Annotated in this window: 15 protein-coding genes; 10 read left to right on the plus strand and 5 right to left on the minus strand. The window is 60.3% G+C overall.

Annotation, left to right across the window (positions count from 1 at the left end; genetic code table 11):
* Positions 1 to 11 precede the first annotated feature (11 nt).
* Both ROSMUC_RS20330 and ROSMUC_RS20335 read right to left on the minus strand, forming a co-directional pair.
* Positions 12 to 2,216: an NADP-dependent isocitrate dehydrogenase gene (locus tag ROSMUC_RS20330; RefSeq protein ID WP_037276708.1), complete on the minus strand. Its 2,205-nt coding sequence runs from the start codon at positions 2,214 to 2,216 to the stop codon at positions 12 to 14.
* A 136-nt stretch (positions 2,217 to 2,352) separates the two neighbouring features.
* Entirely contained in the window at positions 2,353 to 3,615 is a 1,263-nt protein-coding gene (locus ROSMUC_RS20335; protein WP_245875247.1) for a multidrug effflux MFS transporter, read from the minus strand.
* Positions 3,616 to 3,706: 91 nt separating this feature from the next.
* On the opposite strand from ROSMUC_RS20335, the gene ROSMUC_RS20340 reads away from it, so the two are divergent.
* The 9 genes from ROSMUC_RS20340 to ROSMUC_RS20380 all read left to right on the plus strand — a co-directional run bounded on the left by ROSMUC_RS20340 (position 3,707) and on the right by ROSMUC_RS20380 (position 13,369).
* Positions 3,707 to 4,006 (plus strand): hypothetical protein, encoded by a 300-nt coding sequence (locus tag ROSMUC_RS20340; RefSeq protein WP_052115463.1) that lies wholly within the window; start codon positions 3,707 to 3,709, stop codon positions 4,004 to 4,006.
* 268 nt (positions 4,007 to 4,274) lie between these two features.
* Positions 4,275 to 5,294 carry a C4-dicarboxylate TRAP transporter substrate-binding protein gene (locus ROSMUC_RS20345; protein ID WP_037276712.1) on the plus strand — a complete coding sequence of 340 codons (1,020 nt, stop codon included), beginning with the start codon at positions 4,275 to 4,277 and terminating at the stop codon, positions 5,292 to 5,294.
* A 75-nt stretch (positions 5,295 to 5,369) separates the two neighbouring features.
* Positions 5,370 to 6,002, plus strand: a complete 633-nt coding sequence (locus tag ROSMUC_RS20350; protein ID WP_037276715.1) for a TRAP transporter small permease subunit — start codon at positions 5,370 to 5,372, stop codon at positions 6,000 to 6,002.
* A gap of 12 nt (positions 6,003 to 6,014) precedes the next feature.
* Positions 6,015 to 7,415: a TRAP transporter large permease gene (locus tag ROSMUC_RS20355; protein WP_037276717.1), complete on the plus strand. Its 1,401-nt coding sequence runs from the start codon at positions 6,015 to 6,017 to the stop codon at positions 7,413 to 7,415.
* Positions 7,416 to 7,506: 91 nt separating this feature from the next.
* Positions 7,507 to 8,370 (plus strand): flagellar motor protein MotB, encoded by an 864-nt coding sequence (locus ROSMUC_RS20360; protein WP_037276718.1) that lies wholly within the window; start codon positions 7,507 to 7,509, stop codon positions 8,368 to 8,370.
* 87 nt (positions 8,371 to 8,457) lie between these two features.
* Positions 8,458 to 9,759, plus strand: coding sequence for a flagellar hook protein FlgE (locus ROSMUC_RS20365; protein ID WP_206018483.1), 1,302 nt, complete (start codon positions 8,458 to 8,460; stop codon positions 9,757 to 9,759).
* 33 nt (positions 9,760 to 9,792) lie between these two features.
* Entirely contained in the window at positions 9,793 to 11,241 is a 1,449-nt protein-coding gene (gene flgK, locus ROSMUC_RS20370; RefSeq protein WP_037276721.1) for a flagellar hook-associated protein FlgK, read from the plus strand.
* A 2-nt stretch (positions 11,242 to 11,243) separates the two neighbouring features.
* Complete coding sequence (locus tag ROSMUC_RS20375; RefSeq protein ID WP_245875248.1) at positions 11,244 to 12,254, plus strand: flagellin; 1,011 nt, start codon at positions 11,244 to 11,246, stop codon at positions 12,252 to 12,254.
* Positions 12,251 to 13,369 carry a flagellar basal body P-ring protein FlgI gene (locus ROSMUC_RS20380; RefSeq protein WP_037276724.1) on the plus strand — a complete coding sequence of 373 codons (1,119 nt, stop codon included), beginning with the start codon at positions 12,251 to 12,253 and terminating at the stop codon, positions 13,367 to 13,369. Before ROSMUC_RS20375 ends, ROSMUC_RS20380 begins: the two co-directional genes overlap by 4 nt.
* A gap of 32 nt (positions 13,370 to 13,401) precedes the next feature.
* Here the strand turns inward: ROSMUC_RS20380 and ROSMUC_RS20385 are convergent, their stop codons facing one another.
* Positions 13,402 to 15,618: a glycosyltransferase family 32 protein gene (locus tag ROSMUC_RS20385; protein WP_037276725.1), complete on the minus strand. Its 2,217-nt coding sequence runs from the start codon at positions 15,616 to 15,618 to the stop codon at positions 13,402 to 13,404.
* 214 nt (positions 15,619 to 15,832) lie between these two features.
* Between ROSMUC_RS20385 and ROSMUC_RS20390 the strand changes: the two genes are divergently transcribed.
* The gene (locus ROSMUC_RS20390; RefSeq protein ID WP_037276727.1) at positions 15,833 to 16,804 is read left to right on the plus strand and encodes a glycosyltransferase family 2 protein; all 972 of its coding nucleotides are present in this window, start codon (positions 15,833 to 15,835) and stop codon (positions 16,802 to 16,804) included.
* Here ROSMUC_RS20390 and ROSMUC_RS20395 read toward each other — a convergent pair.
* Both ROSMUC_RS20395 and ROSMUC_RS20400 read right to left on the minus strand, forming a co-directional pair.
* On the minus strand, positions 16,801 to 19,047 hold the full coding sequence (locus tag ROSMUC_RS20395) for a glycosyltransferase family 2 protein (RefSeq protein WP_052115464.1): 2,247 nt from the start codon (positions 19,045 to 19,047) through the stop codon (positions 16,801 to 16,803). The genes ROSMUC_RS20390 and ROSMUC_RS20395 overlap by 4 nt on opposite strands.
* The gene (locus ROSMUC_RS20400; protein ID WP_146005710.1) at positions 19,044 to 20,090 is read right to left on the minus strand and encodes a glycosyltransferase family 2 protein; all 1,047 of its coding nucleotides are present in this window, start codon (positions 20,088 to 20,090) and stop codon (positions 19,044 to 19,046) included. Before ROSMUC_RS20400 ends, ROSMUC_RS20395 begins: the two co-directional genes overlap by 4 nt.
* Positions 20,091 to 20,243: the final 153 nt, after the last annotated feature.

Below are 20,243 nucleotides of genomic sequence, written 5' to 3' on the forward strand. Positions count from 1 at the left end.
GTCCGTATCTTTTAGCCGATGATTGCGTTCAGCGTCGCGCTTGGGCGCATCACGGCCGCCAGCTTTGCCGGATCGGCGTGGTAATAGCCGCCGATATCAGCGGGCTTGCCTTGGGCCGCCGCCAATTCCCCGACGATCTTGGCCTCGTTTTCGGCCAGTGCCTGTGCAACGGGGGCGAACTCGGCGGCCAAGGCTGCATCCTCGGTCTGTGCGGCCAAGGCTTCGGCCCAATAGCGAGCAAACCAATAGTGGCTGTCGCGGTTGTCCGGTTCTCCGACCTTGCGGCTGGGCGAGCGGTCGTGGTCCAGAATGCCCTGGGTCGCGACCTCGGCCGCCTCACCCAGAATGCGAGCGCGCTCATTGCCATTGGTTTCAGCCAGAAACTTGAGGCTCTCGCCAAGAGCGCAGAATTCACCCAAGGAATCCCACCGCAGATGGTTCTCGGACTGCAACTGCTGCACATGCTTGGGCGCAGAGCCGCCGGCCCCAGTTTCGAACATGCCGCCGCCCTGCATCAGCTTGACGATGGACAGCATCTTGGCACTGGTCGCCAGTTCGAGGATCGGGAAGAGGTCCGTGAGGTAATCGCGCAGCACGTTGCCGGTGATGGCAATGCTGTTCTCGCCCTTGGTGATGGTCTCAAGGCTGGCGCGGGTTGCCTCGCGCGGGGCCATGATCTCGAACTTGTCGGAGACACCCCGCGCCTCAAGGATCGGTTTGACCATTGCGATCAGTTCCGCATCGTGCGCGCGCGCCGCATCCAGCCAGAAGATCGACCGATAGCCGGTCGCCTTTTGCCGCTCGATGGCCAGATTGACCCAATCCTCGATCGGGGCCTTGCGCGCCGAGGCCGAGCGCCAAATGTCGCCGGCTTCGACATTATGCTGATGCAGGACGGTGCCATCCTCAAGGATCATCTTGACGGTGCCGGACTGGGGCATTTCGAACGTGGTCGGGTGGCTGCCGTATTCTTCGGCCTTTTGTGCCATCAGGCCGATGTTCTGCACCGTGCCTGCGGTGGCGGGGTTCAGCTTGCCATTCTCTTTGAAGAACTTGATTGCCTCGTCATAGACCGGCGCATAGGCATTGTCGGGGATGACACAGACCGCGTCATGTTCTTTGTTATCCGGTCCCCATCCCTTGCCGCCTGCGCGGATGAGCGCGGGCATCGAGGCGTCGATGATGACGTCGGAGGGCACGTGCAGATTGGTGATGCCCTTGTCGGAGTCCACCATGTAGAGCGGAGGGCGCGCGGCCATGCAGGCGTCGATCGCCGTCATGATTTCGGCCTTGTCTTTGACGCGAGCCAAAAGATCGCCAAGTCCGGAATTCGGGTTCACGCCAAGGGCGGCCATCTCATCGCCAAATTGCTCGAACACTGGGGCAAGAAAGGCTTTGACCGCGTGGCCAAAGATGATCGGGTCCGAGACCTTCATCATCGTGGCCTTGAGGTGGACGGAAAACAGCACGCCCTCGGCCTTGGTCCGCGAGATTTCTGCGGCGAGGAAGGCGTCCAGAGCGGAGGCGCTCATATAGGTGGCGTCTACCACTGTGCCTGCCGGATAGCTCAGCCCGTCCTTGAGCACGGTTTCGCCATTGGCGGTTTCCAGAACGATCTTGGCCTTGGTCGCGTGAGGCAGGGTTGCGGATTTCTCGTTCGAGAAGAAATCCCCGCCTGACATGGCCGCCACGCGCGTCTTGCTGTCGGCGGTCCAATCCCCCATGCGGTGCGGATTGGCTTGCGCGTATTTCTTGACGGCACTCGCGGCGCGGCGATCAGAATTGCCCTCGCGCAGAACCGGGTTCACGGCAGAGCCCTTGAGCGCGTCATATTTGGCGCGCGCGGATTTTTCAGCCTCGGTCGCGGGCTCTTCGGGATAGTCGGGGACGGCATAGCCTTGGGCCTGCAATTCGCGAATCGCGGCCAGGAGTTGCGGCACGGAGGCCGAAATATTGGGCAGTTTGATCACATTCGCTGTCGGGGTTTTTACAAGTTCGCCCAACTCCGCCAGATCGTCGGAGATTCGCTGATCATCGGCGAGCGATTCCGGGAAGGCGGCAAGGATACGGCCCGCGAGCGAAATGTCCTTGGTGCCCACGCTCACGCCAGCAGCCGCTGCAAAGCGTTGAATGATGGGCAAGAGCGAGGCGCTTGCCAGCTCAGGGGCCTCATCGACCTTGGTATAGATGATGTCGGGGGTATTGGACGTGGCCATCGGGGATCCTTTCCGATCAGGGGATGCGCGCGGCGGCCCTGCGGCGCAGGCGCGCGACTCGTTGGATTGGGCTTGTCTTAGCGGATATTTCGCGTCCGATAAAGATAGTATGCGACGGTATACAAAATAAAGTGACTCAGACCATCTCTGCCGTGCGCGCCCGCAAGCGCTGCATCAGGACAAAGCCCGTCAGCACCGCGCCCAACACGCCCAAATGCGCGGGCATCGGGGTGCCCGCGAATTGCTGCCCGATGGGCACGGCAATCGCGACGCTGCCCACGGTGGCCACAGCGCCGGTCACGCTGGCGGCCATGCCTGCGATTGCGCCCATAGGGGCCATCGCCAGCGCATTGAGATTGCCAAGCGTCAGCCCGGCCTGAAAGAAAACGCTGGTCTGCCAGATCAGGAAGGTGGCGAATTGCGCGCCGGGCGGCAGGCCGATCTGCCAGAGCGCAATCGCGACGATGGACAGCGCGATTTGTGACGCCAGTGCTGCGCTCACCATCCGCTCTACGCCTAGGCGCATGACAAGACGGGAGTTTAGGAAACTGCCACAGCCCGCAATGAGCGCCATCAGGAAGAACCAGTAGGGGAAACTGTCTGCGCGATGGAATGTCAGATCGAACACGGGCTGCACCATGCTGAGCGAGGTGAAAAGCGTGGTCATGCACAGCATTTGCACAACAATGGCCACGCGTGTCACCGGATGGGCCAGAACCTCTCGCAGCGCGGCCCAGAGGGGCGCGGCCCGAAACGCGCGGCGCGCTTGTGGTGGCAGGGGTTCAGGCAGGCGCAGCGCCATCCAGAGTGACAGGGCCAGCGCAAAGACCACGAAGGCCGCAAAAACACCGCGCCAGCCCGTCAGTACGATCAGGCCCGCGCCCAGAAGGGGGGCCATGGCAGGTGTCAGCGCAAAGACCATCATCACGAAGGACATGAGCCGTGCCATTTCGCGTCCCGCGTAGAGATCGCGAATGATCGCGATCGACACGATGCGAAAGGCCGCAGCGCCCATACCCTGTACCGCGCGCGCGGCAAGCAATGTCTCAAGACTTGGGGCTGCCATTGCGAGGCCGGCCCCCGCCGTATAGATCGCCGCACCGATCAGGATCACCCTTTTGCGGCCAAAGGAATCCGAAAGCGGGCCGGAAACAAAGGTGCCCACCCCAAGTCCCAGCAAAAAGGCGGTGATGATCAGCTGTGCGCGGTTCGGAGCGTCCGGTGTCAGCGCCTCGGCGATATGGGGCAGACCGGGCAGCATAGCGTCGATGGAGAACGCGACTGTCGCGGCCATCATCGCCATCATGGCGATGAATTCAGGCCGCGAGAGGGCAGGTTTGGCGGGCGCACTGTCAAGCATACGGAAACTTTCGTCACGCGAATGGACCGCGTTTAGCATGGCGTCAGGGGACTGACCAGACGAGGCTTTACAATTAGTTGACTAAAACAGTATGTGAAAAGTTCAAATACCTGATAAAAGGAATCAGATAATGAAACTCTCCTTCTTGCGTGCTCTTAGTCTTACCGCTCTTTGCGGTGTTGCGGCGGCGGCATCTCATGCCGAAACGGTCAAGGTCGCCGACGGGCGCATGACCTATGAGGTGTTCGAGCACGCCATCGAGCATGTCGATCTTGCGATATGTCCGGCAGAGTTCGACATGGACAAGATGTTCTGTCGCATGACACTTGCGGATGATCGAGCGCATGTGTTCGTATTTGCACATGATGCCGAACAGCCGCTGATTGCGATCAAGTCCTATGAACTTGATGACGGTCTGCCGCAATTCTGACGCGAATGTTCCTCAAGACGACTGATCGGCGCGACTTGCGCAAGGCTGGTTTGCCTCTCATACCGGCCTTGGGCCGCCGACGGGTGCGCGATGCCGCCATCGTCTTGGCCCCGACCCAGGTCAGCTAAGGCTGGACAAAACGGCGCTACTGGTGTGTTGTGACGGTAATCAACTGGGTTGCCGTCGATATTCATTGTTTACAAAGAACAATGTTGGCACATTTCCGAATGGCAACCCCAATCAAACAAGTCAAACAGGGAGCAAAACCATGAAGAAATATCTGAGCTACACCGCCGTGGCGGCCCTTAGCCTCGCCTTTGCGGGCGAGGCGATGGCAACGGAGTGGAACGTGTCCGTTTGGGGCAAGCGCCGCGCCTTTACCGAGCATGTGGAAAAGATTGCGGAATTGGTGAGCGCCAAGACCAATGGCGAATTCACCCTGAACATCAGCTATGGCGGCCTCTCGAACGAGAAAGAGAACCTCGATGGGATCTCCATCGGGGCGTTCGAGATGGCGCAGTTTTGTGCCGGGTACCACGCCGACAAAAATCCGTCGCTGACGGTGATGGAATTGCCCTTCCTCGGCGTGGAAACGCTGAAGCAGGAAACGGCGCTGGCGCAAGCGCTCTATGCGCATCCGGCTGTTCAGGCCGATCTCGCACGTTGGAATGCCACGCTTTTGATGCCCACGCCGATGCCGCAGTATAATTTTGTCGGCGCCGGTGACGTGCCTGACAGCCCCGAAGATTTTCAGGGCATGAGCGTGCGCGCTCTTGGCGGGATCGGCGCGGCCATGCAAGCTATTGGTGCTGTGCCCACCTCGATGTCGGCGACCGAAGTGCGGCAGTCGATGGATAGCGGTGTCGTTAAAGCCGTCAGCTTTGCACCGCATGCCCATATGTCGTTTGGCACCATCGAGAGCGCGACATGGTGGACCGCCAACCTCAACCCCGGCACGGTGAATTGCCCAGTTGTCGTGAATACCGATGCTTTGAACGCCCTGAGCGATGCCGAGCGCGAGGCGCTGCTGGGGTCGGTCGATGAGGCGCTGGCGCATTACATCGACTATTACGAGAACGAAACCATGAAGGCATGGGGCCCGGCCCTCGAAGAGCGCGGAATTACCTCGGTCAGCTTTGATCAGGCGTCGCTCGATGCGTTCAAGGACGCGGCGGCTGGGCCGGCCGCGCAGAGCTGGATCGAAGAGAATACCGCACGCGGCCTGCCGGCGCAGGAACTCTATGATTTCGTTACGACCAAACTGACTGAAATCAAGGGTGGCTCCTGAGCCGATGACGTCGGCCCGCCCCGCAATCCGCGCGGCGGGCCGTTTCTCATCCCATAAAGACAGGGGGGAAAACCGATGGCGGGCTCTGCATCTGTGCTGTCCGATAACAGCCTTCTGAGCCATCTTGACCGGCACCTCTATCGGCTAGAGAGGCTGCTCGCGCTGCTGAGCGGCCTCGCGGTCTTCAGCATCATGATCCTAGCGGTGATCTCTGTCAGTGGGCGGAATTTCTTTAATCAGCCTGTGCCCGGTTATGTCGACTGGATCGAACAGATCATGCCGCTTATTGCGTTTATGGGCGTGGCCTATACGCAGAGGGACGGCGGGCATATTCGCATGGATGTGGTGGTCGGGATGCTGCGTGGCCGGACGCTCTGGTTGGTCGAGTTCATCACGACTCTGGCGGTGCTGGTCCTGATGCTACTGCTGGTTTGGGGCAGTTGGGCGCATTTCCAGCGCAGTTTCGATTGGGCCGCGCCGATGTGGAGCCGGGACAGCACCATCGACATCGGCCTGCCGATCTGGCCCGCCAAGATATTGGCACCCATCGCCTTTGCAGTGCTTTCACTACGGCTGACACTGCAACTCTGGGCTTATGGGCGGGCGTTCACCTCTGGGTCCGAGCAACCAATAGCGGTGCCCCTGATCGAGGATGTGGCCACGCAAGCCGCGCGCGAAGCCGCGCAATTGACCGGCCATGACACGTAAGGAAAGCGCCTGATGGAACCCATCGAGATCGGAATCGTCGTCACCGGTATCATGCTGGTCGTCGTGATTTTGGGCATGCGGGTGGCTTTTGCTGCGGCCCTTGCCGGTGTCATTGGCCTGATCTGGATTTTCTGGTCCAAAAAGGGCTATGCGGGTGACGAATTCTTCTGGGCCCTGACCGTTGCAGTCAAGACCGCGGGGCAGGTGCCCCATTCCAAGGTGAGTTCGCAGGCGCTGAGCCTCATTCCCACATTCATCCTGATTGGATATCTCGCGTATTACGCAGGCCTCACGCAGGCTCTGTTTGAGGCGGCAAAGCGCTGGATTGCATGGGTTCCGGGGGGGCTTGCGGTCTCGACGGTGTTCGCCACCGCGGGCTTTGCCGCCGTGTCGGGGGCGAGCGTGGCGACGGCGGCGGTCTTTGCCCGTATCGCCATCCCCGAGATGCTCAAGATCGGATATGACAAGCGTTTTGCTGCAGGCGTCGTGGCCGCCAGCGGCACCTTGGCCAGCCTGATTCCGCCCTCCGCGCTCTTGGTGATCTACGCCATCATCGTCGAGCAGGACGTGGGCAAGCTCTTGTTGGCGGGCTTCGTACCGGGGGTGTTCTCGGCCGTTGTCTATGTGACCTTGATCATCGGTTTGGCCCTGACGATCAAGGGGTTCGGCCCGCCGGTCACGGGCTTCACATGGCGCGAGCGGTTCGTTTCCTTGCCTCCAGCGCTGCCCATCGTCTTTGTGGTCGTGACCATCGTATTCTTTGTCTACAACCCGTTTGGCGGCGATGCCTGGGGCACTCCGACCGAAGGCGGAGCCATAGGGGCGTTTCTCGTGTTTCTGGTCGCGCTCTATCGTGGAATGCGGTGGCCCGAGTTGAAGGATGCGTTGCTGGAAACCGCCAAGCTGAGCGTGATGATCTTCACGATCATCTGGGGCGTGCTGATCTATGTGCGCTTCCTCGGCTTTGCGGATCTGCCGCATGCCTTTGCCAATTGGATCACCTCTCTCACCATGTCGCCGATGCTTATCCTGATCTGCATCCTGTTGGCCTATGCCGTCTTGGGCATGTTCATGGACGCGATCGGAATGCTGCTGTTGACGCTGCCGGTGGTCTATCCGGCGGTCATGGCGCTGAATGGCGGCGTTGCGGTCAGCGCGGCCGACAGCACCTTTGGCATGTCGGGGCCGATGTGCGCGATCTGGTTCGGGATACTCGTGGTTAAGATGGCCGAATTCTGTTTGATCACCCCACCCATCGGGCTCAATTGCTTTGTCGTGGCGGGGGTGCGGGACGATATCAGCGTGCAGGATGTGTTCAAGGGCGTGGCGCCGTTCTTTGTCGCGGATGCCATCACCATTGCGCTGCTGGTGGCCTTTCCGGCGATTGTCCTGTGGTTGCCGGGGCAGGCTTAGGACCGGTAAGTTGTTAAAACTTGAGGTGTTAACAGCCCGGTAAGCTCTGTTGTGCTAACCCTTAACGCGGGTGAGTACAAAGGTGGTGAGAATGGGCGCGCAGAGCAATGCCGCGCCAGTCATCATCAAACGGAAAAAGGTTGTGGGCGGTGGTGGGCATCATGGCGGTGCCTGGAAGGTCGCTTACGCAGACTTTGTCACGGCCATGATGGCCTTTTTCCTGCTGATGTGGCTGTTGAACGCGACGACGGAACAACAACGCAAGGGGATATCGGACTATTTCAGCCCGACCGTCCCGATCAGCCGCACCTCAGGCGGGGGTGAAGGTGCCTTTGGTGGCGAGAGCGTCTTTTCTCAGGATGTTCTGGCGCAGAATGGCACTGGTGCCTCGCAACGTCTGGCAACCTCCAGCCAGCAGGCGCGAGGCGAAATGGGCCAGGTCGAAGGGGGCAATCTTTCGGCTGAACAAGAGGCCGAAGTGCAGGCATTCTCCACTATTGAGGCTATGCTGACCGGGCGCAGCGGCGAGAGTATGGTATCGGACGACCTGTTGCGCCACATCGTGACCCGTGTCACCGATGAGGGGCTGGTGATCGAGATTTTCGACCTGCCCGGTGCCCTGCTTTTTGAGGCAGAACAGACCAGTCCGACGCGACTGCTCCAAGACCTTTCGGTGCTCTTGGCCTCGGCCGCCAATCTTGTGATCAACGATGCGGCACTTGCGGGCTACGCGCGTGCGCAGCCCATTACGCTGGTCCGAAACCCTGTCTGGGACCTGTCCACCGCACGTGCCAATCAGTTTCGTCGGATGCTAGAGGAGGCGGGTCTCGCGGCCACCCGAATGCGCCGGATCACGGGCCATGCGGACCGGTCTCCGAATGTCACCGATCCGATGGACCTGCGCAACAACAGGCTCCAGCTGATCCTGCTGCGATCCCGAGATGGAGAGAACTAGCGAGATTTTTATCCATTAGCGGACTGTTAAAGTTACGCGCGTATGCCTGTGTCCCAAGGTTGGTCGACGCAGCAGAAGGGCGTATCCATGACAATTTCCTCCTCACTCAATGCCAGCGTTGCGGGGCTGAACGCGAATGCCACGCGGCTCGCCACGATCTCGGACAATATCGCCAATTCATCAACCTTTGGCTATCGCCGGGTCGAGGCTGATTTCGAGTCGGTCGTCATCTCTGGTCGTGGTGGCAGCTATGCGGCAGGCGGGGTGCGCGCAGGAACGCAGCGCCTGATTGATCAGGGCGGCGCGATTGTCAGCTCTGCGAACCCAACAGATCTCGCTGTGCGTGACCGTGGGTTTTTGCCGGTGGCGCGTGTCACCGACCTTGCCGTTGGCAACGGCGATCCGCAGATGTTGCTGACCACAACCGGTTCGTTCCGCACCGATTCCCAAGGTCGGCTGGTCACGGAATCCGGGCTCGTTCTCTTGGGTTGGCCCGCCAATCCCGATGGCTCCATCCCCGAGTTTTCCCGCGACACGAGCACCGGGCTGGAACCCGTCCAGATCAATGTCAACCAACTGACCGGTGAGCCGACCACCGCCATTAATTTGGGCATCAACCTACCTGCCACGGATACGCGTTTTGATAGTTTGGGCGATCCGCAGCAGCTCTCGATCGAGTATTTCGACAATCTCGGCACGTCCGAGACGATTTCGATGCAGTTCGCGCCGACCGTTCCCACCACGGGTCTCTCGAATGAATGGACCGTGACCCTGACCGACTCCGCGCAGGGCAATGCGTTGATCGGGGAATATGTTTTGACCTTCGACGACGCGCGTGAGACGGGGGGCACTCTTCTCAATGTCCAGAGTTTAACAGGCGGCGCCTATGATCCGAGCAGCGGCACCATCATCGTCGATGTCGCGGGCGGACCGATCGAGATCAATATCGGGCGCCCCGGCACCTCCGATGGGATGAGCCAGCTTTCGGACAGCTTTGCGCCGCTCTCTATCGCCAAGGATGGCTCTCCGGTCGGCAACATGACCTCTGCCGAAGTGGACGCCAACGGATTTGTTCGCGCCACCTTTGACACAGGCGTGAGCCGGATCGTCTATCAGGTGCCGCTCGTGGATCTGCCCAATCCGAATGGTATGGTGTCGATGGACCAACAGACCTACCTGCCCTCGACCGCTAGCGGTTCGTTTTTCCTGTGGGATGCGGGGGATGGGCCGACGGGCGATATCGTGGCCTTTGCCCGCCAGGAATCCGCCACCGATGTTGCGGGCGAGTTGACGGATATGATCCAGACACAGCGCGCCTATTCTTCGAATGCCAAGGTGATCCAAACCGTCGACGAGATGTTGCAGGAAACAACCAATATCATCCGCTAATCGCCTGTTTGAGGCAGAAGGAAAGGAAATGCCATGACCCTCGGCTCGGCCTTGTCCAGCGCCCTCAGCGGGCTGGCTGCCAACACCCGCGCGGTCGACGTGCTGTCGGGGAACCTCGCGAACGCGCTGACCGAGGGGTTCGCGCCGCGCGAGATCACGCTTGCGGCGACGCGGGATAGTCGTGGCGTCCAGGTCACGGGTGTTGTGCGGCAGGTCGATCAGGGTCTTCTGTCCGACCGGCGTCTGGCCGACAGCGCGCGCGCGGCCTCTGAGGTGCAGGCCGGGTTTGCACGCGCGGTCGAGAATGCGGTTGGCACGCCCGATGCGCCGAACTCCCTGACAGGTCGTCTGGCCGCATTTGAAGTGGCGCTCGAAACGGCGGCCAACCGCCCCGAGGACACGAACCGGCTTGCGGCGGTCCTGAGTGCCGCGCAGGGCCTGACCACGGGGATCAACGATGCCGCCGCAGACATAGCGCGCCTCAGAACGGCCGCAGATCGCGACATCGCCACAGCGGTACAGGCGCTGAACGCGGGTCTCAAAGATGTCGCCGCGCTCAACGCCCAGATCACCAAGGGTCAGTCGCGCGGTCATGACATCACAGCACTTGAGGATCAGCGCCAACGTGCGATTGACGCGCTGTCACTGATTGTTCCTCTGCGGCAGCTGCCGCGCGGGGATACCTCTGTGGCGCTTGTGACCACTGGCGGGGGAATGCTGCTGGATGGTCGGGCCGTCAGCCTCACCTTTGAACCTGCGCCGCTGGTGACGCCACACATGACATACGAAGGGGGGCATCTCTCGGGCATCGCAATCGACGGCACCGAGGTGACTATCGCTGCCGACCGAGGGCCGTTGCAAGGTGGGCGGCTTGGCGCATTGTTCGACATTCGGGATCGCGCGGCGGTTGAGGCGAATGCAAAGCTCGATGCGCTGGCACGCGATCTGGTGGAGCGATTTCAGGAACCGGGCCTGGACGCGACGCGCGCGCCTAACGCGCCGGGTTTCCTGACAGATGCGGGCACTGCCTTTGCGGCAGAAAACGAGCCGGGCATTGCCAACCGGATCGCAGTCACACGTCTTGTCGATCCCGCCCAAGGGGGCGCCCTTTTCCGGATTCGAGACGGTCTCGGGGCGCCGCTCGCCGGGCCACCAGGCAGCGGGGCGCTACTTGGAGCGTTGAGCCGCGCCTTGACGCAGTCCAGCAGTTTGCCGTCCGGCCTTTTGGGAGGTGGCACGCGCTCTGTCGCCGATCATGCCGCCACCCTGATTTCAAGCCTCTCTCTAGAGCGGGTCGCAACTGAAGAACGCCAGAGCTTTGCCACGGGTCAGGCCGCAGAGTTCAGGGCGCAAGAATTGGCCACCGGCGTAGACAGCGACGCGGAATTGCAGCGCCTCTTGCTTGTGGAGCAGGCGTTCGGCGCCAATGCCCGCATGATCCAGACGATTGATGACATGCTTGATACCCTGTTGAGGATATGACCATGAATTTTCAGACCATTGGTGATCTTGCCCAATCCTTTGCGCTGCGCCGGCAAGGCGTGGACCTACGCCAGCAACTGGACCGCCTTGGGCTGGAGTTGAGCAGCGGACGGGCTGCGGACCTTGGGCGGCACCTGTCGGGAAACTTCCTGCCACTGGCCGATATCGAGCACGAGTTGGTGCTCTTGTCGGGGCATCGTACGGCCGCACGCGAGGCCGCAACCGATACAGAGGTTATGCAGGCCTCTCTCGCCCGTGTGCAGAGCGCAACCACCGAGTTGGCGGCGCAGGCCATCACCCTCGGGACGGCAGGTACAACTCGCCAAGTCTCAGACCTTGCCGCCACTGCTGCTCAGACCATGGGCTCTCTTATCGGTTCTCTTAACACCGAGGTCGCCGGTCGTTCCCTGTTTTCTGGCGCCCAGACCGAAACAAGCCCGCTGGCCCCAGCCGAAATTCTGCTGTCCGAGGTGCGAAGCGCACTCATTGGGGCCACGAGCGCCGCAGAGGTCCAAAGCCGACTGGATATCTTTTTTGATAGTTCCACAGGCGGATTTCTGGCCTCGATTTATCAGGGGGGGAATAGCGAGGTTGCCACTTACAGGCTTGGCTCGGGCGAGTCTGTGGCTCTTGATATCCGGGCTGATGATAAGGGCTTGCGCGAGGCGCTCAAGCAGGTGACCCTGATCGCCGTCAGCGATGATGCAGATCTTTCCCTAGGGTTGGACGATCGGATCGGCCTTGCCTTGGGGGCGGGTGTCGCGCTCTTGGCGCATCAGGATGTGCTGACCGAAATGCGCGCCAGCCTCGGTCAAGCTGAGAACCGGATCGCGCAATCGACCGTGCGCATCGCCACTGAAATAACCAGTTTCGAGATTGCGCGCGCGGAACTGATCTCAGTGGACGCGTTCGAGACGGCGGTCGAATTGGAGCAGGTGCAATTCCAATTGGAGTCCCTATATACCGTCACGGCGCGCGCGTCGCGCCTCAGCCTCTTGAATTTCCTGCCATGAGTCTCTGGTTGCAAATCGTCAGGGGGATTGCGACTCTGGCTCTTGCGGTCGCTGGCGTGGCGGCATCCGCCAGCCCTATCCGGATCAAGGATCTGGTCGAATTCGACGGGGTGCGCGGCAATGATCTTGTGGGTTATGGCCTTGTTGTGGGCCTGAATGGCACGGGAGACGGGTTACGCAACGCGCCGTTCACAGAAGAGATAATGTCGAACATTCTCGAACGCCTCGGGATAAACGTCTCGGGGGAGCAATTTCGACCCAAGAATGTCGCTGCAGTCTTTGTCACCGCGGAATTACCCCCCTTTGCCCGGGCTGGGGGCCAGATCGACGTAACCATATCCGCTATTGGTGATGCCAAGAGCCTGTTGGGCGGAACCCTTGTGATGACGCCCCTGAATGCGGCCGATGGTCAGATCTATGCCGTGGCTCAGGGTACCATCATCGCGGGCGGTGTGGCCGCCCAGGGGGATGCGGGCGGGGTTGTGCAAGGGGTGCCGACGGCGGGCGTGATTCCCTCTGGTGCGCGGGTCGAACGCGAAATCGACTTTGACTTTACCGCGCTGGATTCGGTGCGTCTTGCCCTGAGAGAGCCGGATTTTACCACGGCTGCGCGGATCGAGAGAGCGATCAATGGCACCCTCGGCCGCGACGCGGCCTTTATGCTTGACGCGGGCACTGTGCAATTGACGCTCTCGCGCATGCGTGCCGCTTCGCCTGCCCATGCGCTTGGCCAGATCGAGAATATTCTGGTCGAACCCGAGCGCAAGGCGCGGGTGGTGGTGGATCAACGCTCCGGCACGATCGTGATGGGGCAGGATGTCCGGATTTCGCGGGTGGCCGTATCGCAGGGCAATCTGACCCTGCGCATTCAGGAAACGCCACTGGTGGTACAGCCCAATCCCTTTGCCCAAGGCGAGACAGTTGTGGTGCCGCGCACGCAGGCGGGGATAGAAGAAGAGCCTGGGATCGGATTGGCCGAGGTTTTGCCGGGAACCTCGCTCTCGGAGGTGATTGCGGGCTTGAATGCGCTGGGTGTGGCCCCGCGAGACATGATCGACATACTCAAGAGTATCAAAGCGGCCGGGGCGCTGCATGCCGAATTCGTCGTGCGATGAGGGCGCGGCGGTTTGGGGCCGAGATCCGGGGGTCACCCCGCCTTGAGTGCCTCGAGACCGATGCGCACGGCGCGATTTGGGTTCTGAGCCAGAATTTTCGCCCCAAGCCTTTCGGCAAGCTTGGTGTGCCCTTTGGCAACAGCGCGGTTGAACAATTCGCGTTGGTAGCGTGGCAAGTCGCGCCGGGCGCGCAGCAGGCGATAATAGTCCTGCGGGGTCAGAGTGCCGTTCAGGGCCCCAAGGATGATCGGGCTGAGAATACCCATCTGATTGAGCGCGCTGCCCAAACGATGCCCCAGAAGGGGCGCGCGCAGATGCTGTACATTCGGATGTTGGAAGCGCGCTGCATGTTGCGCATCGAGCGGCTCATAGGGATCATAGAGGATCGATACACGATGGGCCGCACGACTGACCTCGGCGGCGTCCCCGTACTTTCCGGTAAAATCCCTATCCCACACAGTCTTGTAGCGGGTTTCCCACGGGACGATGGATCTGTCGACCGTGCTCTGAGGCGAGATCGCAACCACATCACAACCGGGTGCCGCCGGCGCAAAGGCACAGGCCGCATAGCCCCCCATCGAAGCGCCATAGAACACGACCCGGCGAAATTGTTTGAAGAAGCCTTCTTGCTGGAGCGTGTCGAACTGATCGCAAACCCATGGCTCGCGATACCATGTCCAGCCGCCTGCCAGAACGCCCAACATCGACCAGCCTTGGTCCTGAATGAAATTGTATCCCCAAGGGCGCCGATCCTCGCGCTTGGTCATGGCGATATCGAGATTGTCGAATGTGACAACCAGCGTATCCGGATCGCGGGGCATGAAGAGAAAGCTGTGCCCTTCTGGCCCTGCGCGATACCAGCCGTCCTGCCCGGCCAATTGGTGCGCGATCTGGTCCCAGTTGTCTTCGGTTGGCGTAACCTCTGGCGCTTTGGGCTGGAGGCGGATGCGGGTGATCTGATGCCCGTCTTCCTCGCGCGTCGAGAGCGTTGTGTAGGTGCCGAACGCCTTGAGAAATGGAAAAGCCCCCGAGCCTTTGCGCACATCCATGAAGACGCGGCTATCCGCATGCAAACAGCGTTCGAGGAATTTCCCAAGAAACGGAACGTTGTGACGGTCGCCAAATCCCGAGAGATTGCACAGCACATCCACCGGGCGCAGGTCCGACTCTGCGCGCAGGACCCGGATGCGGTCGGGGCTTACGTCATTTTCGGTCAGGAAAGACATATAGCCCGCCAGCCAATCCTGATCACTGTCTTTGAATTTGCCCCGCCGGTTGCAATTGATCACCTGGATGTCGCAATCGAACTTGTGATGCAGGGCCAGCATGAAGCCGCGGGCCTGTCCGGTCAGATCCGCCGCAACGGTGACAGTCTGCAGGTCCAACTCGTCGATCAAAGCCCCTTCGAATGTGGTGTTGCCGCGCCCCCTGATTGGCGCAAGCGCGGGCGTGATGCCGGTCTCCTGTACCAGTTTCTCCAGATACGATCCTTTGGGCGGCAGGCCGTTGTGGATATTGCCCAATTGACGTTTGTTCGAGGCCCAGAGGTGCAGCGCCGTGGTTTCCGGCGTGATCAGCCCCTCGGCCAGATCTGCCCGGCGCAGGAACTTGAACCGTTCTGGAAAGGTGATCGGATAAAAGGCGTTGAGCGATTGCACATGTGCCTCTAGCCCCAAGGTATGGACATAATGCGTGACCATCATCGGCCCCCAAACGCCCCAAGGTTGTTGCGAAACATGCACTGGTTTGCCCTTTTGCGCCTGTTTGCGCATCATCTCTTGCCGCTTGCGGGGCAGGAAGGGCGCAATGGAATAGCGATCCGAAGTAAATTCCAGCATCTGCGCCAGAATCTCGCTGTCGGCGGGCAGGCCCAGCACCGCGTTATTGACGCGATGCTCCCCCGGAAGCTCATACCCAAGGACATAGTCGCTGTCATAGTCCATCGGGCGATGGCAATAGACATCGGTATCCACCCAGATCATGCCGGGGCATTTGTGGATCATGTGTAGGCGAAACCAGTCGGCAAAGAGTGCGTAGCTGTTTTTTTGCTCGTATTTTATGAAATCTTCAGTGTCGATGATCTCGCGCCCGTCGCGAAAGATGACCCCTGCGGGCATGTTCGGGATGGGTTCATAAGCGAAAAGCGTGATTTTCTGACCTTTGTCCACAAAGGACTTTAGGCAAATCTGTTCCAACCAACTCAGTGCACCGCCAATCCAGAGTGTTCCAACCTCGCGTATCCGTGCCACCAGAAACTCTCCTTTTAGCGCGCCATGTCGCCGGCACAGTGCGATTTTGAGCAGATTAGACGCTCTGACCGGGTTTGTGAATCGTCAGAATGGGGGGCGTTGGCGAAATTGCGGGGTCGTGTCAGCGCCGCCATGCGGCTTGTCTTGGCGGGGATGCCCACGTTAAGGTGTCATCAAAACAAGGCGGCCAGATGGCGCACGTAAAGAGGCGGATATGAGCACAGAGACCTATACCGTCGTCTCGACGATGAAGAACGAGGCGCCCTATATCCTCGAATGGGTGGCGCATTACAAAACGCTCGGCTTCGATCATATTCTGGTCTGCACCAACGATTGCACCGACACGACGGTTGAGATCCTGCGGCGGCTGCAAGAGATGGGCCATGTCACGCAGCATGACACAGTTGTGCGCAAGGCGGGCATCCACCGCAGCGCCCTGCGGCAGGCCAGCCGCCGCTATGACATCGTGTTAAATGCCGCTTGGATTTTTGTGTGCGATGTCGACGAATTCCTCAATATTCATCTGGGTGACGGTTCTGTGCGGGCGCTGGTCCAAGGGTCCGGCGCGGATGCGGATGTGATTTCGGTGCCGTGGCGTGTATTCGGACCGAATGGTGTCGGCCAGTTCGTCGACAAGCCCGTGACCGAACAATTCACCAAGGGCGAATATGAATGGGACGCCGAGACGCGGCCCAGTACCGGCAAGTTCGTCAAATCTCTCTACACCAATCAGCACAAGTTCCTGCGGATGGGCCTGCATGCGCCGGTGTCGCGGGAGGAGCATATTGCCACCGTCCGACGCGTGCTGCCCGGCGGCCTTGATTATGTCGTGAACGGGCGTCGCACGGACAATCCGCCTCTTTTTACGCATGCACAGGTGAACCACTATGCGTTGCGCTCGATGGACAGCTTCTTGGTCAAGCGTGCGCGCGGGCGGGCCAACCATTCGCATCACGTTCTGGGTAAGGAATATTGGGACAAGTTCAACCTGAACGATGAAACCGATGGGTCGATTGCGCGTTATGGCGAACAAACCTCGGAATGGCTGGAGCGTTTCAAACGGGATCCACAGTTGGCAGACTTGCACGCCAAAGGGGTTGAGTGGCACCGACGCAAGGCTGCGTCATTGCGGATGGACCCCGATATGGACGAGCTTGTAGAGGCGATTTCAGCCGATTTCGGCTAATGTGCGGTATCGCCCTGCAACTCCACGGTAAAGAACCACTCATCCATGGGGTCGCGTGATGCAACCTCGTCAGGGATCACGCCCGGACCGGATAGAAAGACATTCGATCCAAAGTGGCTGTGCAACCGCGACAGGCGTTCCATACGGGGGCTGGTCAGCTCCGCGAAGAAATTGCTGTAATTCTCGGTCGCGCGCAATTCGTCGATTTTTGCGCGGTGGCAGGCAACCGAATGGTGATGCGCTGCGGCAATTTCGGGGTCCTGCATCAGCCGATCCAGTTCGGCCCGCATCATCGCAAGGCGCGGTTGAATAGAGAGGTCCTCTTGGAAATTGTTGTTCATGCGAAACCAGTAGGCGAGGCCTTGGTCGCGGTCCACATGGTTCACCCGGCCCCTATCACGCTTGACCAAAAAACTCTCGGCAGAGCGGACGGCGTAGTGATTGAGTTGCACGAGGTCGTAGCCATAGGTCTCGATCGTTGAGCGCCAGCCATTGCGATACATTTCGCGCGGCAGGGGCTTGCCCGATCCGTTTACCCAGTTGATCTCTTCCCAGAGTTGCGGGTTAAGCCCCTTGGGGCGATGTACCCCCAGTTTCTTGAACAAGCCGATATTCTGGAACAGGGTCTTGAATCCCCAAGCCTGATGCGGCTTGCGCGCAAATTCCGGGGCGCAGCGCAGGAATTGTTCGGTAATGGGGCGATCGACATAGTCTCGAACATCGCCATTTCCAAAAAGCCGCCATGTCATCGCGATCATGTTGGCCTCTGGCACCGCCTTGAATAGCGCATCAAGCGTGCCGTCGCCGATCTTGATGTTAATGTACTCGTCCACGTCGATGCATGTAATCCAAGTGGCAGATTTGATCAGCGGCTCGCTCTCGGCGGATTGCAGAGCGGCATGTTGCGGGGGCAAGCCCATCTCGCGAAAGCGGTTGTCGCGGTGCTGTACCAATCCCTTGTGCTCCAGCAGTTGAAGCATGGTGTCGGTGCCGTCGACACAGTCGTTGGTGTAAACGAGGATGTCGTCGAACCCAATCGCGCGGTGATAGGCCAGCCATTCGAGGATAAAAGGGCCTTCATTCTTCATCGTGGTAATGATCGCCGCGCGCCCGCGCCCGCAATGCAGCGGATCAGGGGCGATTTCGGGCATGCGCACCGGAGTATGGTCAAAGTAGGATTGCGCACGTTCCAGCAGCGGTGGATGCTCGATCAACGAGGATTTCGGCACGATCCGCGAGATCGATTGGGTTGGGTGGCGCAGGGCCATGTGCCGATAAAACCCCTGCGTGCGCGCCGCATCGGGGCGGGCATTGCCCACCCGCAGCAGACGCCAGACCGCATCCTTGGGCAGTTTCGAGGGCGCGAGGCACCAGCGCTGCCGCCCGCCGCCCGAATCGAATTGAACGCAGATATGATCGGCAAAGCGCGTGGGTTGACCATTGCGCACGCGCCAAGGATAGCAATGCCGCCCGATAAGCGCGATCAGTCCCCCGCGAGCGGCAACCGCACTGTCAAAGATCGTCTCGGGCCCTGTCGCGATCAGATCGTGAACGTCGATATTGGCCACGGCGCGGGCCTCTGCCAGAAAGCGGTGACGGGCAATTTCGTAATAGCTGAGCGCTCCGAGGGGCGACTCCCATGGTGCGGGCGCGGGGATTTCCATCCGGTCCTTGCCCGGCGCCTCTGGCACGCAAAAGGGATGCGCTTCGGGCGGGGCATCGGGATATCCCAGCGGCTGATCGCTCGTGAGCAGGATCACCGAGATGTCGAGGCCGCTCTCGCGGAGGCCGTCTCGCAGCGCGCGGGCAAATTCGCGGTCCGAGCCGGGACGCGCACGGTCGAGGATCACGGCACCGGTCATCCGCTGCTGATCGGCGTGGAACGCCAGCCATGTCAGAACGGTGGCGGCATCCTCTCCGTTGCGCACGGCAGCGATGGTGTCGCGCCCTTCAAGCAGGGATAATTCGGCTTCGGCTGGGGTCACGTCCATCACGCCGTTGGGCGTTTGAAACGCAAGGCGGCCTTCGGGCGCGGAATAGACGAGGATAGGCGCACTGCCCACGCTCATTTCTGCTAGGAGCACGGCACCCTTTGGGGGTTTTATCAGGGCAGGGTCAACTTTGGGGGCTAAAAACAGTGTTATTCGCCGCTCGCCCTCGTGATGCGTTTCGACGGCATCGAGTAGGGTGCCCCCCTCGAACATTTGGCTCGCCATACGGCGTTCGATCACTTGCCCGGTCATGAGTCGGTGCCACCTCTGGTCAAGTGCAGCTGTGCGGCCAAAAAGGCGCGCCCCTCTTCGGCGGAGGGGGGCGTGCTACCGGTTAGAAAGCCCACTCTGAACGCGAGGCGAACATAATCGATATCCTGCATCAGCGTTTGATAGCGGTTTGTGTGTGTCTGAAGACAGGCCGCATGCGCCGCTGCGACACCGGGCACGGCCATGAGTTGCTCGAACTCTTGCCGAGTCTGGCGCATCATGGGCATAATCTCTGTGGCGTCGACTGTATTCCAGTTGCGTTCGGCCCAATAGGCGATCCCGATTTCGCGGTCCATATGATTGGGCAATCCACGGGCACGCTTGAGCATGAATTCCTCGACCGAGCGGAGCGAATAGTGGTTGAGCCACGCCAATGCTGGGGCGTTGAGTGCGCCATAGAGCGAGATTGCGCTGTCACTGACCGCGAACCCCTCGGCAAGATGCCTACCGTCCGGACCGATCCAACTTGCAGCATGAGCTTGGCGTGCGCGTGGGCGGTGGACGCCGGGCTGCCGAAAGGCACGCGGCCGGTGCAGCGTCTTGAAGAGATGGGCGAGCGGGAAATGCAGATCAAGTGGCGCCGCGCGGGTGAAACGCTCTGGTGTCAGGCCCGCAGCACGTCGCTTGTGGCCACCCGAGCCGAACAATCGCCACGGAAGGGCGAGGGCGTCGAAATTACCGGCATGTCGTTCGTAATCTGCAAGCAGGTCGCGCAGGCTGTTGAAGTGACCACACAGAAATTCGTCGCAGTCAAAGAAGAGCGCCCAGTCGGCCTTCTTGTACTCTTTGGTGTCGCGCAGGTGGCGCAACGCTTGCCATTGCACGGATTTGCCACCTTTGGGGGAAAATTCCACATGCAATATCCGCGGGTCCTGAGTGAGGAGGTTCAGCAATGCCGCGCTGCCATCGGTGCAGTCATGGCTGTAAACCAGCATCCTGTCAAAACCGAGGGCTAGATGGTGCGCCAGCCATTCAACGACATAGGGGCCATCATCGTGCAGACAGGTCATTCCCAGAATAGTCAATGCGATCCCCTGCTGTCTGGCTCGTATGGTTGGCGCGCTGATGGACACTATAGACAGGGCTGTGGATCAAAGTCACCCGAAGGGCGATGTCCTTTCGAAAATTCTCTTTCCGACTCGCAGGTGCGGCGGGCTGTGTTCACAGTGCGGCTTGGG

Origin of the sequence: Roseovarius mucosus DSM 17069 (assembly GCF_000768555.3) — a bacterium.
Taxonomy (GTDB): Bacteria; Pseudomonadota; Alphaproteobacteria; order Rhodobacterales; family Rhodobacteraceae; genus Roseovarius; species Roseovarius mucosus.

Excerpts from the sequence above, each read along its gene's own strand:
- ROSMUC_RS20330 (WP_037276708.1), bottom strand. The coding sequence starts at position 2,216 with ATGGCCACGTCCAATACCCCCGACATCATCTATACCAAGGTCGATGAG.
- ROSMUC_RS20335 (WP_245875247.1), bottom strand. The coding sequence starts at position 3,615 with ATGCTAAACGCGGTCCATTCGCGTGACGAAAGTTTCCGTATGCTTGAC.
- ROSMUC_RS20340 (WP_052115463.1), top strand. The coding sequence starts at position 3,707 with ATGAAACTCTCCTTCTTGCGTGCTCTTAGTCTTACCGCTCTTTGCGGT.
- ROSMUC_RS20345 (WP_037276712.1), top strand. The coding sequence starts at position 4,275 with ATGAAGAAATATCTGAGCTACACCGCCGTGGCGGCCCTTAGCCTCGCC.
- ROSMUC_RS20350 (WP_037276715.1), top strand. The coding sequence starts at position 5,370 with ATGGCGGGCTCTGCATCTGTGCTGTCCGATAACAGCCTTCTGAGCCAT.
- ROSMUC_RS20355 (WP_037276717.1), top strand. The coding sequence starts at position 6,015 with ATGGAACCCATCGAGATCGGAATCGTCGTCACCGGTATCATGCTGGTC.
- ROSMUC_RS20360 (WP_037276718.1), top strand. The coding sequence starts at position 7,507 with ATGGGCGCGCAGAGCAATGCCGCGCCAGTCATCATCAAACGGAAAAAG.
- ROSMUC_RS20365 (WP_206018483.1), top strand. The coding sequence starts at position 8,458 with ATGACAATTTCCTCCTCACTCAATGCCAGCGTTGCGGGGCTGAACGCG.
- flgK (WP_037276721.1), top strand. The coding sequence starts at position 9,793 with ATGACCCTCGGCTCGGCCTTGTCCAGCGCCCTCAGCGGGCTGGCTGCC.
- ROSMUC_RS20375 (WP_245875248.1), top strand. The coding sequence starts at position 11,244 with ATGAATTTTCAGACCATTGGTGATCTTGCCCAATCCTTTGCGCTGCGC.
- ROSMUC_RS20380 (WP_037276724.1), top strand. The coding sequence starts at position 12,251 with ATGAGTCTCTGGTTGCAAATCGTCAGGGGGATTGCGACTCTGGCTCTT.
- ROSMUC_RS20390 (WP_037276727.1), top strand. The coding sequence starts at position 15,833 with ATGAGCACAGAGACCTATACCGTCGTCTCGACGATGAAGAACGAGGCG.
- ROSMUC_RS20395 (WP_052115464.1), bottom strand. The coding sequence starts at position 19,047 with ATGACCGGGCAAGTGATCGAACGCCGTATGGCGAGCCAAATGTTCGAG.